This window comes from Campylobacter concisus (genome assembly GCF_003048605.1).
Lineage (GTDB): Bacteria > Campylobacterota > Campylobacteria > Campylobacterales > Campylobacteraceae > Campylobacter_A > Campylobacter_A concisus_BM.
Genome location: NZ_PIRX01000006.1, coordinates 142,314 through 158,644, shown reverse-complemented (window position 1 = coordinate 158,644; position 16,331 = coordinate 142,314). Strand labels below are relative to the sequence as shown.

The window sequence follows — 16,331 nt, the reverse complement described above, 5'->3', positions numbered from 1 at the left end:
GATGAAGTTCGGGTTTTTATCAGATATTGGCGAAATAACTCCAAGTATTTTTGCAAAGCTTGACAAGCTTTCGCGTGCGAAAATTTTCATCGCACTTTATAATGTTGGCGTTGAAAGCGAGCTAAAGATCCCGCTTTCTTACGCTAAATTTCTAAATTTCAAAGACATTTTTGAGGCTAGGATAAATTTCTTACTGCGTGATAAATTTTTAAATTTCAAACCAGTTGATAGCTTTTGCATACCTTCAAACATCGTTATAAATGCCTATTTGAAAAATGATTTTAAATGGTTAAGATTTGTAGCAAAAGAGCCAAAGATGGCAGCTGCAAAGATGATAAAGATGCTTTATAGAAGCGGAGAATTTGAGTTTTTCATTGACGCGGCGCAGATGTTTTGCCAGTTTGTTTATGATAAAATACGCCTCCGCCATCAGGACAAAGAGGTCGTGCTAAATGGCGGCGTCATCTCGGTCAAAAAAGATGGCAAAAATTTACTCAGCGTCATGCCAAGCTTTAAAAGGGTGAGCTTTGATGATATGAGAAATTTAAACGACGACATCGATGCAGCCGTTTGCGCGCTTGGTCGCGAGTGCGAGATGGTCTATATCGTTTGTCCTAGAAATGAGGAATTTAGGCGGCACGTTGAGGTTAGACACTGCTTTGCAAGAGGGTGCATAAAGCTCGTGCCTTATACGATTATTAGTAAAATTTTTTAAAAAGGATAAAAATGATAGGTATAGTTTATGGAAGCAGCATGGGAAATACCGAAGATGCAGCAAAACTTATAAGCGAGGGTCTAGGCCTTAAAAACGAGCTTTTAAATGTCTCTGACGTGGACGCAGCGAAGCTAAATGGCTTTGATAAGCTCATCCTTGGCACATCGACTTGGGGTAGCGGCGATCTTCAAGATGACTGGGACGCATTTGATTTTAAAGCGTTAAATTTAAGCGGTAAAACGGTCGCTGTTTTTGGCATGGGCGATAGCGAGAGCTACTCAGATGAGTACTGTAACGGCATGGCAAAGCTCTATGACGAGGTCGTAAAAGCAGGTGCAAAAGTAGTTGGCGAAGTTAGCACTGACGGATATACATTTGATGGCTCTGATGCCGTAAGAAATGGTAAATTTGTAGGTCTAGCGCTTGACGCTGATAACGAAAGCGACAAGACTGAGGGTAGAATTTCAGCTTGGATAGAGCAGATAAAACCACACTTTATTTAATCTAAATTTAGCTAGATCTTCTAGCTAAATTTATATATCCATAGCCGAGATGAAGCTTTTTATCCTCTCATTTTGGCTGTTAAAAAACTCATCTACCAAGCCATCAAACGCGATCACGCCTTTATCTAAAAACAAAATTCTATCAGCTATCTTTCTAGCAAAATTCATATTATGAGTGACGATGATCATAGACTTTTTCTCTTTTGCAAGAGATAAGATGACCTTTAAAACTTCAGCCTCAAGCTCTGGATCAAGCGCACTTGTAGGCTCGTCAAGTAGCAAAAAGTATGGATTTACAGCTAGCGCTCTAGCTATGGCCACGCGCTGTGCTTGTCCGCCTGAGAGCCTGTTTGGATAGGTGTCTTCTTTGTGGCTAAGCCCTACTTTAGCTAAAAGCTCTTTTGCCTCTTTTATCGCCTTGTTTTTATCCTTTTTTTGAACGTAGATCGGAGCTTCGGTGACATTTTGAAGCGCTGTTAGGTGCGGGAAGAGGTTGAAGCTTTGAAAAACCATGCCTGTTTTTTTGCGAATTTCTAAAAGCTCTTTTGAGCTAAGCTTCTCTTTAAAATTTACACTCCTGTCATCTACTTCTAAAGTGCCACTTTGCGGGATCTCAAGTAAATTTATGCATCTAAGAAGCGTTGATTTGCCACAACCAGATGAGCCAACTATCACGGTCGTTTGCCCCTCTTTAAAGCTTGTATTTATATTATCTAGCACCAAATGATCGCCGTAAGATTTGCTTATATTTTTAAAATTTATAGCCATTAGACATACCTTGAGACAGCTTTTTCAAGCCTTGATTGAAGATAGGTTAAAAGTGTGCAAACCACTAGATAGATGAGCGCTGCTAGGATGTAGAGGATGAGTGGCTCAAAGGTTCTTGCTGCGATCCTTTGAGCGACCATAAACATATCTACCATCGTTATAGAAGCTGCTAGCGAAGTGTCTTTAACAAGGCCTATAAATGTGTTTGAAAGCGGCGGCAGCGAGATCCTTACTGCTTGAGGTGCGATGATGCGCTTTAAAATTTGATAGTGTGTCATGCCAAGCGATGTGGCAGCCTCCCACTGACCTTTTGGCACAGAAAGTATGGCAGCCCTTACAGACTCAGACGCATAAGCGCCCACGTTTAGGCTAAATGCTATAGTAGCCGCACTCCAAGTATCAAGCGTGACACCGATGCTAGGAAGCCCGTAAAATACGATAAAAAGCTGCACAAGAAGCGGTGTACCGCGAAATATCCAAACGTAGGTGGCAAATATAAATTTTAAAATTTTTATATTTGAAAGTCTCGCTACTGCTGTGATAATGGCGATGACAAGCCCTAGCGAAAACGAGAGCAAAGTAAGTGGGATCGTCACTTTTAAAAGCGCGATGATCATCGGTAGTGTCGAGCTTGAAACAAGCTCGATCACTCTATCTAAATTTTCCATTTTTGCCTTGTTGGTTTATAAATTTATTTTGAGACGTCTTTGCCAAAGTAGCTTTTTGAGATGGCTTCTAGTTTGCCCTCTTTTGAAAGCTCAGTTAAAGCATTTGAAATTTGCTCTGCAAGCTCGGCGTTGTCTTTCTTAACAGCTGCTGCTGTGTAGTCTTTCTCATCAAGTGAGGCAGCTATCTTTACAGGTGCATTTGGGCGCTCTTTTATGAAGTCGTAAAATACGATGTTATCTCTTACAACAGCATCTACACGCCTTGATATAAGAAGCTCCATACTTTTGGCAAAACTATCTGTTACGACGTGCTCAGCACCGTATTTTACGGCGACTTTCGCCCAGTTGCTAGTTGCTGAGTCGGCATCTTTTTTGCCTTTTAGATCAGCAAAACTTTTGATGTCGTTATTGTCTTTTCTAGTGATGATAGCGCCAAATGTCACAGTATAAGGCACTGAAAAAGCATACTTTTTCTTTCTCTCATCAGTTATGCTTACTTGGTTAAACACAACGTCTGCTTTGCCAGCGTCAAATGCTGCTAGCATCGCGTCCCAAGGAGCTGTTAGAAACTCAACTTTTAAATTTAACTTTTGCGCCACAGCTCTTGCGATATCTACGTCATATCCTACTAGCTCATTTTTGTCATTATAAAATGTAAAAGGCGCGTAAGTGCCTTCTGTTGCTACTGTTAGCACGCCATCTTTTATAGTTTTTGCTTGCAAATTTAGAGCCATTGCAAGCACTGCTACTACTTTTAATAAATTTGTAAATTTCATTTTAATCCTTTATTTTGAAATATCTTTTCCAAAATATTTCATCGAAATTTCGCTTATCTTGCCTTCGGCTTTTAGTTCATCAAGCGCTTTGTTTATCGCTTCTAGTAGCTCGGTGTTACCTTTTTTAAGAAGTGCAGCTGTTGGCATCGGCTCATTGCTAGTATATGCGATCTTTAGTGGTGCATTTGGGCGTTGTTTGATGTAGTCAAAAAATGTGACATTGTCATTTATCGTATCATCAGCTCTTTTTGAGATGATAAGCTCCACGCCTTTGCTAAAGCCATCGGCTACGACCACTGTTGCGCCATTTTTCTCAGCTATCGCTGCCCAGTTGCTAGTTGCAGAGTGCACGCTTTTTTTGCCCTTTAGATCAGCAAAACTTTTGATGTCGTTATTGTCTTTATGCACGACAATTACTGGATATGGCATGGTGTAAGGCACGCTCATATCATACTTTTTCTTTCTATCTTCGTTTATGCTAACTTGATTAAATACCACGTCCGCTTTGCCAGCATCAAATGCAGCTAGCATCGCATCCCATGGAGCTGTTAGAAACTCTATCTTTAAATTTAGCTTCTTTGCCACAGCTTTTGCGATATCTACGTCATAACCTACTAGCTCGCCCTTTTCATCATAAAATGAGTAAGGTGAGTAAGTGCCTTCAGTTGCAACTATAAGCTCGCCTTTTTTGATAGTTGAAGCATTTAAATTTAAAGCTAAAAAAGCACCTGCGATAAAGCCAAAAATGGGCTTAAAATTCATTAATTCTCCTTATTTAGAAATGTCTTTGCCGAAGTATTTAAGCGAAATTTCGCTTAAAACTCCTTCTTTGCTAAGCTCATTTAGGGCATTATTTATCTTATTTAGTAGCTCTTTGTTACCTTTTTTAACAATCGCAGCCGTATACATCGGCTCATCGCCAGCTTCGATGATCTTTATAGGGGCGTTTGGATGTTGTTTGATGTAGTCATAAAACATCACCGCATCATCTATCGTATCATCAGCTCTTTTTGTGATGATTAAATTTATCTGATCGCTCAAACTATCAGCCACAACTAGCTTGGCACCATACTTTTCAACGGTTGGTATCCACATGCTATTTACTGAATGCACGCTTCTTTTGCCTTTTAGATCAGCAAAACTTTTGATGTCGTTATTGTCTTTATGCACAACGATGGCTGAGTAAGAGACCATATATGGCACGCTGTAGTCATACTTTTTCTTTCGCTCATCGGTTATACTTACTTGGTTAAACACAACATCAGCCTTGCCAGCGTCAAATGCCGCAAGCATCGCATCCCATGAAGCTTCGATAAATTTTGGCTTTACGCCTAGTTTTTTAGCCACAGCCCTTGCTATCTCCACGTCATAGCCCATTAGCTCATCTTTTTCATTGTGAAATGAAAATGGCGAATAAACGCCTTCTGTTGCTATCCTTATGACGCCATCTTTTTTGATCTGCTCGTAAGAATTTGCCAAGGCAGAATTTAAAGAGAGCAAACAGCCAACTACGCAGAGCGCACCAAATTTAAAAGCACTAGAAAATTTCATACAAAACTCCTTATAGAAAAAATAAAATCAATAACGGAATTTGCAAAAAAAAATAAATTTAAGATTTATGCAAATGTCAGTCGCAACTGCGACCTAGGTAATATTTTGGCGCTATTTTATCACAAAAATAAAAGGGCGGCGGCTCACTCCGCTAAAAGTGAGACCGCTAGAGCTTTTACCCCCTTAAAATCAACCTTGCCACTTGCAAGCGTTGGGATATCATCAACGATAAATATATAGCTTGGCATCATTATAGGAGCTAGGCTGCTCTCTTTTAAAATTTGCTCGATATTTTCTGGCTCTGTGCCGCTTTTTACTAAAAGTGCGATCGCTTCGCCTTTTTTGCTATCTGGCACGTTTGCACTGCTAAAGACTACGTCGCCCCCAAGCACCTTTGCAAGCTCTTCTTCGACGCTTCCAAGGCTTATCATCTCGCCGCCTATCTTGGCAAATCTTGAGTATCTATCGACGATAAATACAAAGCCGTTTTCATCTATGTGGCCTTTATCACCAGTTTTATAGTATCTTACGCCATCAATGTGCGTGATTACCTCGCTTGTTTTGGCTTCGTCGTTTAGATAGCCCTTCATTACCTGCGATCCGCCGATGACGATGAGTCCGTCCTCGCCAGTTTCTAGCTCTTCAAGCGTCTCTGGGTCGATTATTTTTATAATAGTGCCAGGTAGAGGCATGCCAACGCTGCCAGGTCTATTAAATGTAAGCTCTTTTAGGCTCTCTTTTTCTAGGATATTTGGCATATTTACAGCAGCTACTGGCGCCGTTTCGGTCGCGCCATAACCTTCATAAATTTCTATGCCAAATTTGAGCCTAAACTCGTCTTTTATCTCAGGTTTTAGCTTTTCAGCCCCAGCTACGACCATTCTGGCACTTTGAAACATCAGCGGATGAAGCTTTTTGTTTCTGGTGTAGAGCCTAAAGAAGGTCGAGGTGCCAAAGATGATGCTAGCGCTGTGTCTTGCAGCCATTTTGCCGATAGTCGCTCCGTCTGTTGGGTCAGGCACGCTTACCATTTTTATGTCCTCGCAAAGTGGCATGAGCGTGGTGACTGTTAGTCCAAATGAGTGAAAAACAGGGAGTGAGTTTAATATCACGTCATCTTTTTTGAAATTTAGAAGTTCGCTTATTTGCTTAATGTTTGCAAGTAAATTTTTGTGGCTTAGCTCGATGCCTTTTGGCTCGCCTTCGCTGCCGCTACTAAATAAAATGGTGGCCGTATCCTCTAAGCTTACACGCTTAAAATAGCAAAGCTTAATAAGCCAAGTTGGGGCAAAAAACGCAGTTAAAAGCGCTAAAATTTTCTCTTTTTTTGAGACGCTAGCTGAGAGATCTTCTGCAAATTTAGCCTTGCCGCTCATCGAATCTTTTAGATCAAAGCCCTTAAGTGCGAGCTTTTCAAGAAATTTGCTAGAGGTTATCACTGTGTTTATATTTGCTTTTCTTAGGGCGTGATTTAGCGAGGTCTCATTTAACGTATAGTTTAAATTTACGCTCACTTTGCCCATGGCAAGAAGCGCCATATTTACTATCGCTGCAATACTTGAGCTAGGTAGCAAGATGCCTATATTTTTCTCATCTTTTAGCTCGCGTTTGAAAATTTTGATAAATACTAAAACGGCTGTTATAAATTTCAAGTTGCTTAAATTTAGTCCAGTGCTGTCGCTCACGCACTCTTTAAATTTATCCTCTTTTGCGTTATTTAGCCATTCGCTCGTTAGTGGTTTTTGCCTTGAGATAAAGCTCTCCCACGATGAAAAGCTAAGCTCAAGCACCTTTTGCTTCATCTTTGCAGCGTTTATAAATGTGGTTATTGGCTTGCCAAAGGCGACGATGATGTCGCGTCTGCCGTTTTTAGAAGTGAGGTCTTTGTAAAATTTACTAGCTCTTGAAAAGCTAGATCCCCAAAGGCCACGAAGGTAAAATGGCACGATGCAAATTTCTTCTAGATCTCTTATGATAAGCTCAAAGCCCTTTTGAAACTCATTTATCTGCCCGTTGTAGCTGATGTGACCCTCTGGGAAAAGTGCGACAACTTCGCCATTTTTTAGGCACTCTCTAACTAGCTCGATAGATTCTTTGCTAGCGCCTGCGCCTATTGGGATCACTTTAAAAAATTTAAAAATTTGCTTTAGATACCATTTGTTATAGATCGTTCTATACATGACAAATCTTATGCCCCTTGGGCTTGCAGCTTGCAGCACGAGCCAGTCGATCCAGCTGATGTGATTGCCAAGAAGTAGTGCGCCGCCACTTTGCGGTAAATTTTGAAGTCCTTCAACGAAAAAGCGGTACTTTGTCTTTAAAAATGGCAATAAAAGTAGCCTTGTAAAAAGGTGTGGAAGCTGTAAAATGGCGTAAAAACTGCCGACTAAGCAAACAAGCGCTGTAAAGACAAAGAGGCCAGTGGTTGAAATTTCAAAATACACTAAACCTATGCCAATGGCTAGAAATAGCAGCATTGATACGTTTTGCAAGAAGTTGTTTGCCGCCATTATCTTGCCAGTGCTCTTTTGCGGGGCAAAGTACTGGATCATCGCATTTAGCGGCACTATAAATATGCCTCCAAAAAAGCCAAATGCAAATGAACTAAGGCTCACTACGCCGATGCTTGAGCCAAATGCGAAAAATAAAAGCGAGAAAAATATACCAATAGCACCCATCGGCACGATACCAAGCTCGATGTGAAGCTTTGACATAGAGCCAGCCACGTATGAGCCAAATGCTATGCCTATGGCGCTTGCTGCGAGTATGGCCTGCACCGCTAGAGAGCTATCGTCATTAAAAACTGCCTTGTAGTGAGCCGGGAAGGCTGCTATGATGATCTGAGAGATGCCCCAAAATATGCTAAGTCCAGCGATGCTTAGCCAGATATTTTTATCTGATCTTACCTCTTTTAAATTTTCTCTTAAGTAGCTAAGGCTGATGTATTTTTTGAGCTCAAATTCTCCGCATTGTTCGTTTGTTTCGCTGATGTAAGGCAGCTTGTAGGCAAAAAATGCTTCAAGCGCGCTAAATACAACTAAAAAGATGCCGATAGGATAGACGCTTTTTAAAATTTCTTCTGAGTTTTCGCCTTGAATGTATAAATTTTCAAATATAAATGAAAATAAAAATGAGCTAACAAGTATCGCTACGATGGTGAGCGCTTGGATGACGCCGTTTGCTGTGCCAAGTCGCTCAGTGCCAACGAGAGCTTTGATGATGCCATATTTTGCTGGCGAGTAGATCGCACTTTGAGCAGCCAAAATGAGTGTGAGTGCAAATGCCACGCCAAAAGCACCCAAAAGGTAGCTAATAAGCACCGCAACGCTGATAACAACGCCAAAGACGGCGCAAATTCTAATAACCTTTGTCTTTGCAAATTTGTCATTTATAAAGCTTGAAGGCGAAAATAAAAATATAAATGGAAGCAAGATCATCGCATTTATAACGGCTGTTAGGATAAAAAGCGTGTCGCCTGAGTAGGTCTTTAAAAGGACGTTTTGGATGGTTATTTTGTGCGCTAGATCGACACTTGCGTTTAAAAATGCGATCGCAAGGTAGGGCAAAAAGCCAGTGACTTTTAGTAAATTCCTCATGAATAAAGCCTTTTTGGATTTTAAATTTTGTAAATCTAACAGCAAAATATTTAAAATATCATTAATAAAAAACTCTAGCCATAAATTTTGTGGTGAAATTTCTTTGAAAAAATTTAAATTTTATATGCTTTTTGATAAAATCCGCCTATCAAAAATAAGGAAAAATTTATCATGGACTATGAAATCATCGTCGTTGGCGGCGGACATGCTGGCATTGAGGCAAGTCTTGCGGCTGCTAGAATGGGCAAAAAAACTTTACTGATCACAATATTAGCCGAGCAAATAGGCGCTGCAAGCTGCAACCCAGCCATCGGAGGCCTTGCAAAAGGACATCTTGTAAAAGAGATCGACGCACTTGGCGGTCAAATGGGGCTTACAACTGACGCCGTTGGTATCCAGTTTCGCGTGCTAAATGAGAGCAAAGGTCCAGCAGTGCGTGGTAGCCGCGCTCAGATCGATATGGATAGATACCGCGTTTATATGAGAAATTTGCTTTTAAACACGCCAAATTTAGAAATTTCTCAAGAGATCGCCACTGAAATTTTAAGCGAAAATGGCGAAGTAACAGGCGTTAAAACCCATCTAAATAACATATATAACGCAAAAAAAGTGATAATTACAACTGGCACATTTTTAAATGGGCTAATCCACGTTGGATTTAACAAACTTGAAGCTGGCCGTGTGGGCGAGCTAAGTGCAAAGGATCTAAGCTCTAGCTTAAGAGAGCTTGGGCTAAATTTAGGCAGACTAAAGACTGGAACATGCCCAAGGATTGATGCAAAAACGATAAATTTTGAAATTTTAGAGAAGCAAGATGGCGATGCAAAGCCAGTTGCATTTAGCTTTAGAACTAAAAATTTCTCTCCAACGCAGCTGCCATGTTACATCGCCTATACAAATGAAACCACCCATGAGATAATCCGATCAAATTTTGACAAAGCACCGCTTTTTACAGGCCAGATCGAGGGTATCGGACCAAGATATTGCCCTAGTATCGAGGATAAGATAAACCGCTTTGGCGACCGCGACAGACACCACCTTTTCATAGAGCCTCAGACCCTTGAAGCGACAGAATACTACATAAACGGCTTTTCAACGAGCCTGCCTTATGAGGTGCAAGTGCAGATGCTCCGCTCTGTAAAGGGCTTTGAAAACGCCAAAATAGTAAGGCATGGATACGCCATCGAGTACGACTACGTCGAGCCTACACAGCTAAAACATAGCTTGGAGACCAAAAAGGTAAAAGGACTATACTTGGCTGGGCAGATAAACGGCACGACTGGATACGAGGAGGCCGGCGCTCAGGGGCTAATGGCTGGTATAAATGCAGCGCTTTCGCTGGATAACAAAGAACCGCTTATCTTGCGACGTGATGAGGCGTATATCGGCGTTTTGATAGATGATCTTGTCACAAAAGGGACAAAAGAGCCATATAGGATGTTTACGAGTAGGGCGGAGTATCGCTTGCTTTTGCGTGAGGAAAATGCCATTTTAAGGCTTGGCGGATATGGTCATGAGCTTGGGCTGCTTGATGATGAGACTTTTAACGAGATAGAAAATATAAGAAGAAATTTAAAAGAGGGGTTAGAGTTTTTAAACGAGACTCAGATCACGCCAAGTAAGGCAAATTTAGAGCTTTTAGCAAGCCTTGATGAAGAGCCGATCAGCCAAAACGTGAGCCTTCAAAAGATAGTCGCACGCAAGAGCTTCACGGCTGAGAAACTAAGAAAGCTTGATGAGAGATTTGCCACACTTGATGATGCGAGCATTGATCAAATTTTAACCGAGTGCAAGTATCAGCACTACATCGGCGAGCAAAAAAATCAGATCGAAAAAATGAAAGATATGATGGATGTGAAAATACCTGAAAATTTCGACTTTAGAAGCATAAGTGGCCTTAGCAACGAGGTGGTCGAAAAGCTTGAGAAATTTGCCCCGCCAACGCTTTTTGCGGCGAGTGAAATTTCAGGTATCACGCCAGCAGCGATCGATATCTTACATATTTATATAAAAATAAGCGAGAAAAAGGCTTAAATTTAAGCCTTTTATGGTTTTAAAGTTTAACTAGCGTTTAAAATTTAAAACAAAGTCATTCGTTTTTAGTAGTTGCTATTTATAATTTTTTAAGTTTAATAAATTTTATTATTAAAATTTTCTATTTTACAAGCACTAAAATAGAAAATTTTTTTATCTTAACATTTGGGCATTAGGTCAAATTTCTCTTTTATAAAAAGCTTAAAGTCATGATATACAGGTATTTTTAGATAAATTTATTTCAAATTTTGGTGTAAAAAAAGCTTAAATTCACTTTATTTTTACAAACTATATTATGAGATTATAGTTTTTTAATTTTTTGGGAGTATAATCGTTTAAATTTTATTTATAGAAAGGAAATTAATGTCAGTAAAGCAAGAAAGACGAAGCTTTATCGGCCTTGCGTTTGGTGCAGTGGCAGCTGTGGGTGGCGCGATGTCACTAGTTGCCATGAAAAAGACCTGGGATCCGCTCCCTAGCGTAAAAGCCGCTGGTTTTACAACTGTCGATCTAAGCCCGATCAAAGATGGCGAGATGAGACAGGTTGAGTGGCGTAAAAAGCCTATTTTCATCCTCAAAAAAAGTCCAGATATGGCTAAAAACGACAAGAGAGATGTAGTCGTTGGAGATGCGAGATATGTAGTTCTTATCGGACTTTGCACACACCTAGGATGTATCCCTGAGTATAAAGCGAGCAAGCAAATGTTTGTCTGTGCCTGTCATGGCGGCGAATTTAACGTCGATGGCATACAGACATACGGACCTCCACCAAGACCGCTTGATATCCCACCATTTAAGATAGATGGAACCAAGCTAGTTCTAGGCGAAACAAGCCCAGAATATGAAAAATTAGTAGCTAAAGCTTAGGAGGTTAGCGATGTCTTTATCTCATAAATCAACTGGCGTTATTGACTGGCTTGACCAGCGCCTAGCTTTTACGAAACTTATGAAGGTTCTAGTTAGCGAATACTGGATCCCAAAAAATATAAATTTCCTTTGGGCGATGGGCGTTATCCTAACGACACTTTTCTTACTTTTGATCATCACTGGCTTTTTGCTTATGATGTATTACAAACCAGACATACATTTAGCCTTTGATAGCGTAAATTACACTATCATGCAAGAGGTCGAGTACGGCTGGCTGTGGCGTCATATCCACGCGATTTCAGCATCGACTATCTTTCTTATCATGTATATCCACTTGCTTACTGGACTTTACTATGGCTCATACAAAAGAGGCAGAGAGGTCATTTGGGTAAGCGGTATGGTGCTATTTATCTGCTTTTCAGCAGAGGCATTTAGCGGCTACATGCTCCCATGGGGACAGATGAGCTACTGGGCGGCGACTGTTATCACTCAGCTTTTTGGTGGTGTGCCGGTTATCGGCGATGCTTTGGTTGAGTGGATCAGGGGCGACTATGCAGTTGGTGACTCAACACTTACTAGATTTTTCATGCTTCACGTCTGCTTGCTACCACTTGTAACTATCGTTGTTTTGGTTATTCACTTCTACTCATTAAGAGTTCCTCACGTAAATAACCTAACAAGCGAAGATATCGACTTTGAAGTAGAGGCGCAAGAGTATCTACACGGTGACAGAGCAAAAGCTAAAGTTATACCATTTTGGCCAGGATTTTTGGCAAAAGACTTCATGTATGTATCATTTTTCATGATCTTTGTCATCTATCTTGTTTGCTATCACTTCAACTTTGCGATGGATCCTATCAACTTTGAGCCAGCAAATCCGCTAAAAACTCCACCACACATCTACCCAGAGTGGTACTTCTTGTGGCAATATGAAATTTTACGTGGCTTCTTCTTTGATATAGCTGGAATTTCAGCTTATAACATCGGTCTTATCGCATTTGCCTTTGCAGGCGTTGCGTTTATGCTTATACCACTTTTTGATAGAAGCGGTCTTGTAGCTCCAGCTCACAAAAGACCACTATTTTTCGTATGGTTTTGGGTGCTAGTTGCAGACCTTATCGTCTTATCTATATATGGCAAGCTCCCAACAGGCGGCATCAATGACTGGATAGGATTTTACGCTTCACTGCTATTTTTAGTGCTATTTATAATCGCACTTCCAGTTATCACAATACTTGAAAGAAAAAGGGGCTAATTATGAAAGAGCTTAAAATTTTTGCCATCGTTGTTATCCTTTCAGGTATTTTATACTGGGGTATCGAGCCTTACGCTCATACAAAGCTTCATCCGCACACTGCAAATGCTGAGTACAACTTCTCAAAAGAAGATACTGACTACGCAAAGCACTTTTTAGAGCAGAAAAAAGAGGCGCTTGAGGCTGCAAAAGCTAGCGGCAATAAGGCTAGCATAGAAGCGGCTACAAAAGATGTTGAGACAGCACAAAAAATTCTTGATGACTATACAGCTTTTTGGGCTGATATAAATTCGATCGACCTTGCAAAAGGTGACGCTGCAAAAGGTGCTGAGACATTTGGCGCAGCTGGATGTACAGGCTGTCACGGCATCGAAGCAGCTGGTATGCCAGCTAGCATGGACGCTGAGACAGCTAGCCAAAGCTTTGGTGTAGTGCCACCAGATCTTAGCACAGCTGGTAAAATTTATGACGAGAGATTTTTGGCTGCACTTATCAAAAATCCAACTATGGCTGTAAAACTATCACATAAATTTAACGACGAGCATCCTTATCCGATGACTGCATTTATGGGTGCTGGTGGCGATATAAACGCTGAGATCGCTGACATAGTTGCTTATCTTAAAAAGGTATCAGCTGACGCAGATGCAAAGAGTAAGATCACTGAAGAAAAGGTCTTTGCTGATGCATGTCAAAGATGCCACGATATGAAGTATGATAAAAAATATACTCTTGGCAACAAAGTAAGCCTCGCAGCTTATATGGGTTCAAACCCACCTGATCTATCTATGATGATCCGCTCAAAAGGTGCTGACTACTTGCATAAATTTATAAACGATACTCAAAAGATGCTTCCAGGCACTGCTATGCCTAGAGTTGGCTTAAACAAAGCCGCTGAAGACGACATAGTATCTTACATAGAAAAAGTAGGCGATAGTAAAAAGGCTGAGCGCGAGAGCACAGGACTTTATGTCATGATCTACTTCTTCATCTTGGGAATTTTTGCTTGGCTTTGGAAACGCAAAGTCTGGAGCGAACTCCACTAAAATTTAAGAGCCTTTTTGGCTCTTAAATTCTCTCTAGCAAATTTACATATATAAATAGGTATTCTTTAAAATTATTCTTTTATAAATTTAATCAAACTGTCTTTGCAAATTTTTAAATTTACTTGACACTAACATGATTTAACAAAACAAATTTACAAATTTTAAAATTTCATTCACTCGCAAGAATTGACTACTAAAATTTGGCTTCGCTTGTAGCTTAGCTCAAATTTTTGAGCCGAAATTACTCGTTCATGAAATTTTAAAATTTGTTAGAAATTTCTTAAAAGCAAACTGCATGCAATGCGCCAGCATCATTGCATGCCACTTCTAACGTCGTCGGGGTTAGGGGATTGTTAAGGGGGAAGAGAGCGACTTCGTAATTCAAGCCTCTTCCCCCTTAACAAAGAAATAAACTTTGAATTTCAAAAAAACTTTAATTTACAAATTTTAAAATCTTACTCACTCGCCTTAGCAGACTACTAAATTTAGGCTACACTACGTTTAGCACTGAATTTAGAGCCGTGATATGCTCGCTCATAAATTTTAAAATTTGTTATAAACTCCTTTGGCATAAAACACATGCGGCACGATAGTGCTATCGCATGCCCCTTGAACGTGCGAGGGGATTAGGGGATTTAAAAAGGGGGATAAGGGGACGGCTTCGTAATTCAAGTCCCCTTGTCTCCCTTTTGATAAATTTACATCTCAAAGCAAATTTTAAACTTTCATTCACTCGCAAGAATTGACTACTAAAATTTGGCTTCACTAACCGCTTAGCTCAAATTTTAGAGCCGAAATTACTCGTTCATGAAATTTTAAAATTTGCCTTTATTGATTGACTAGCTTAAATTTCGAGGTTAAAATCATTTGAGAAATTTGCTGGAATTTTGCGCATCAATGGCGTTATACGCGCAGTGTGTAAGAAAAGATGTGCTTAACAAAATATGTGGCAAATGTGAGGATATTAACAGCCACTAAGCGAGTAAATTTGTATTTTCTAGCAAATTTACTCAGCAAAAAACCACATAAATTTACGCAAAACAGCCAAATTTAGCTCGCCGTAAAATCACACTAAACGGCTAAATTTCTTTGGCGATTTTGCTCATTTTGTTTATCAGCTCCTCACGTTCGCTTGATTTTAGGTTGCCGTATTGAAGCTTTGTCATCATCTGCATGAAGTCAAACTGCTTAAACATCTGCGCGTCGCTCTTTAGCTCTTTTTCAAGCTTTTCGTAGATCTTTTCCGTCTCTTTGTTGGCTTTTTCTAAATTTTGCAAAAAGCTTCCAGTCGCACTCGAGTCAAGGTCGTTTTTTGCTGCCTTGTCGATGGCATTTTTTAAATTTGATAAATTTTCAGAAATTTTCATCTGCACTTCCTTTTGGATTTTAAAATTTAGAGCAAATTTTATTCCTAAATTTCATTCCACCACTTTTTTCTAGGTGGATTTTGCACGCTGAAAACCTCTCCGATCATCGGCGTGGCGTAGTTTAGCTCAAGTTTTGTTGCAGCCTTTTCAAAACGCTTGATCGGCTCATCCCAAGCGTGATAAGAAAGATCAAATTTGCCCCAATGCACCGGCACGCCAAGCCTTGCACCAAGATCTTTTAGCGCTTGTGCTGACTCCTCTGGTTTCATGTGTACGTAGGGCCAGCCATCGCTGTAAGCGCCATTTTCTATAAAAACTAGGTCAAAGCCGCCAAATTTTTCATTTATCATCTTAAAATGCTTGCCATATCCGCCATCGCCACTAAAATAAAAGCTAAAGCCAGCCTCCTCTACCGCCCAGCCACCCCAAAGCGTGATGTTTCTTTTAAATGTGCGCCCGCTAAAGTGCCTTGAAGGACAAAAAGTAAAGTTTAAATTTCCTATCTTTTGCTCGTTAAACCAGTCAAACTCGTAAATTTTGCCTTCATCCACGCCCCATTTTACGAGGTGAGCCTTGATGCCAAGTGGCACTAGAAATTTGGTTATCCTATCCTTTAGCTCAAGGATCGTTTTATGATCAAGGTGGTCGTAGTGGTCGTGCGAGATGAGGGCGACGTCGATCACCTCTGGGTAGTCGCCAGCGGTGATGGCGTGCTCGTAGGCAAAGGGCTTGCCGCCAAGTGGGAGAGGGAATGCCCGGTGCAAAACTGGGTCTGTGATGATGGTTTTGCCATCAAGCTTGCAGATGAGGCTAACGTGCCCAAGCCAGATAAACTCGCCATTTTTGAGGGCATTTGTGTCAAATTTTAAATTTGGCAAAGGGCGCTTTGGTAGCTTGCCTTTTGGTGGAAAGAGCGCTTGAGGGACGTAATTTAACATAGATGCTTGCGGATTTTTCTTTACCATATCAATTGTCGGCTCTAAATTTATAAAAACTTTGCCGTTAAAATTTGGCGATGCTTCTATGAGCTTTTGGCTCTTGGCATCTGGTCTGCCGCCAAAAACAGGGGCAAATTTCATAAAAGCAAAAACTGAAGCGATAAACAAAACTATGACTATAAAAATTTCCATCAATAACCCTTTTAAATTTAAAGGATGGATTATATTTTAGATTTTTAAATTTCAGTTT

14 protein-coding genes are annotated in these 16,331 nt (G+C 40.4%); 6 read left to right on the top strand and 8 right to left on the bottom strand.

Translation table 11 applies throughout. The features are described 5' to 3' along the window. The first annotated feature begins 1 nt into the window (after position 1). Both CVS86_RS06535 and fldA read left to right on the top strand, forming a co-directional pair. The gene (locus tag CVS86_RS06535; RefSeq protein ID WP_107791356.1) at positions 2 to 715 is read left to right on the top strand and encodes a UDP-N-acetylmuramate--alanine ligase; all 714 of its coding nucleotides are present in this window, start codon (positions 2 to 4) and stop codon (positions 713 to 715) included. 11 nt (positions 716 to 726) lie between these two features. Next, entirely contained in the window at positions 727 to 1,218 is a 492-nt protein-coding gene (fldA, locus tag CVS86_RS06530; protein WP_107791355.1) for a flavodoxin FldA, read from the top strand. 30 nt (positions 1,219 to 1,248) lie between these two features. Here the strand turns inward: fldA and CVS86_RS06525 are convergent, their stop codons facing one another. The 6 genes from CVS86_RS06525 to CVS86_RS06500 all read right to left on the bottom strand — a co-directional run bounded on the left by CVS86_RS06525 (position 1,249) and on the right by CVS86_RS06500 (position 8,577). After that, positions 1,249 to 1,986, bottom strand: coding sequence for an amino acid ABC transporter ATP-binding protein (locus CVS86_RS06525; protein WP_107791354.1), 738 nt, complete (start codon positions 1,984 to 1,986; stop codon positions 1,249 to 1,251). After that, positions 1,986 to 2,654: an amino acid ABC transporter permease gene (locus CVS86_RS06520; protein ID WP_021089366.1), complete on the bottom strand. Its 669-nt coding sequence runs from the start codon at positions 2,652 to 2,654 to the stop codon at positions 1,986 to 1,988. The genes CVS86_RS06525 and CVS86_RS06520 overlap by 1 nt, the downstream gene beginning before the upstream one ends. Before the next feature lie 23 nt (positions 2,655 to 2,677). Further along, a complete protein-coding gene (locus CVS86_RS06515; RefSeq protein WP_021088117.1) occupies positions 2,678 to 3,430 on the bottom strand; it encodes an amino acid ABC transporter substrate-binding protein in 753 nt (250 codons plus the stop codon). Between the two features lie 9 nt (positions 3,431 to 3,439). Beyond that, entirely contained in the window at positions 3,440 to 4,192 is a 753-nt protein-coding gene (locus CVS86_RS06510) for an amino acid ABC transporter substrate-binding protein (protein ID WP_021093337.1), read from the bottom strand. A gap of 9 nt (positions 4,193 to 4,201) precedes the next feature. After that, positions 4,202 to 4,981: an amino acid ABC transporter substrate-binding protein gene (locus tag CVS86_RS06505; protein ID WP_103569424.1), complete on the bottom strand. Its 780-nt coding sequence runs from the start codon at positions 4,979 to 4,981 to the stop codon at positions 4,202 to 4,204. A 143-nt stretch (positions 4,982 to 5,124) separates the two neighbouring features. Next, the gene (locus CVS86_RS06500) at positions 5,125 to 8,577 is read right to left on the bottom strand and encodes an acyl-[ACP]--phospholipid O-acyltransferase (RefSeq protein WP_107791353.1); all 3,453 of its coding nucleotides are present in this window, start codon (positions 8,575 to 8,577) and stop codon (positions 5,125 to 5,127) included. A 171-nt stretch (positions 8,578 to 8,748) separates the two neighbouring features. On the opposite strand from CVS86_RS06500, the gene mnmG reads away from it, so the two are divergent. The 4 genes from mnmG (at position 8,749) to CVS86_RS06480 (ending at position 13,776) form a co-directional block, all read left to right on the top strand. Then, positions 8,749 to 10,611 carry a tRNA uridine-5-carboxymethylaminomethyl(34) synthesis enzyme MnmG gene (gene mnmG, locus CVS86_RS06495; protein ID WP_107791352.1) on the top strand — a complete coding sequence of 621 codons (1,863 nt, stop codon included), beginning with the start codon at positions 8,749 to 8,751 and terminating at the stop codon, positions 10,609 to 10,611. A gap of 363 nt (positions 10,612 to 10,974) precedes the next feature. Continuing rightward, complete coding sequence (gene petA / locus CVS86_RS06490; RefSeq protein ID WP_103612822.1) at positions 10,975 to 11,478, top strand: ubiquinol-cytochrome c reductase iron-sulfur subunit; 504 nt, start codon at positions 10,975 to 10,977, stop codon at positions 11,476 to 11,478. Positions 11,479 to 11,488: 10 nt separating this feature from the next. Continuing rightward, complete coding sequence (locus tag CVS86_RS06485; protein ID WP_107791351.1) at positions 11,489 to 12,733, top strand: cytochrome b; 1,245 nt, start codon at positions 11,489 to 11,491, stop codon at positions 12,731 to 12,733. A 2-nt stretch (positions 12,734 to 12,735) separates the two neighbouring features. Continuing rightward, positions 12,736 to 13,776: a c-type cytochrome gene (locus tag CVS86_RS06480; RefSeq protein ID WP_107791350.1), complete on the top strand. Its 1,041-nt coding sequence runs from the start codon at positions 12,736 to 12,738 to the stop codon at positions 13,774 to 13,776. 1,079 nt (positions 13,777 to 14,855) lie between these two features. Here the strand turns inward: CVS86_RS06480 and CVS86_RS06475 are convergent. Together CVS86_RS06475 and CVS86_RS06470 are read right to left on the bottom strand one after the other, a co-directional pair. Further along, positions 14,856 to 15,143, bottom strand: a complete 288-nt coding sequence (locus CVS86_RS06475) for a hypothetical protein (RefSeq protein ID WP_021085374.1) — start codon at positions 15,141 to 15,143, stop codon at positions 14,856 to 14,858. Positions 15,144 to 15,187: 44 nt separating this feature from the next. Beyond that, the gene (locus tag CVS86_RS06470) at positions 15,188 to 16,273 is read right to left on the bottom strand and encodes an MBL fold metallo-hydrolase (protein ID WP_107791349.1); all 1,086 of its coding nucleotides are present in this window, start codon (positions 16,271 to 16,273) and stop codon (positions 15,188 to 15,190) included. Between the last annotated feature and the right edge of the window lie 58 nt (positions 16,274 to 16,331).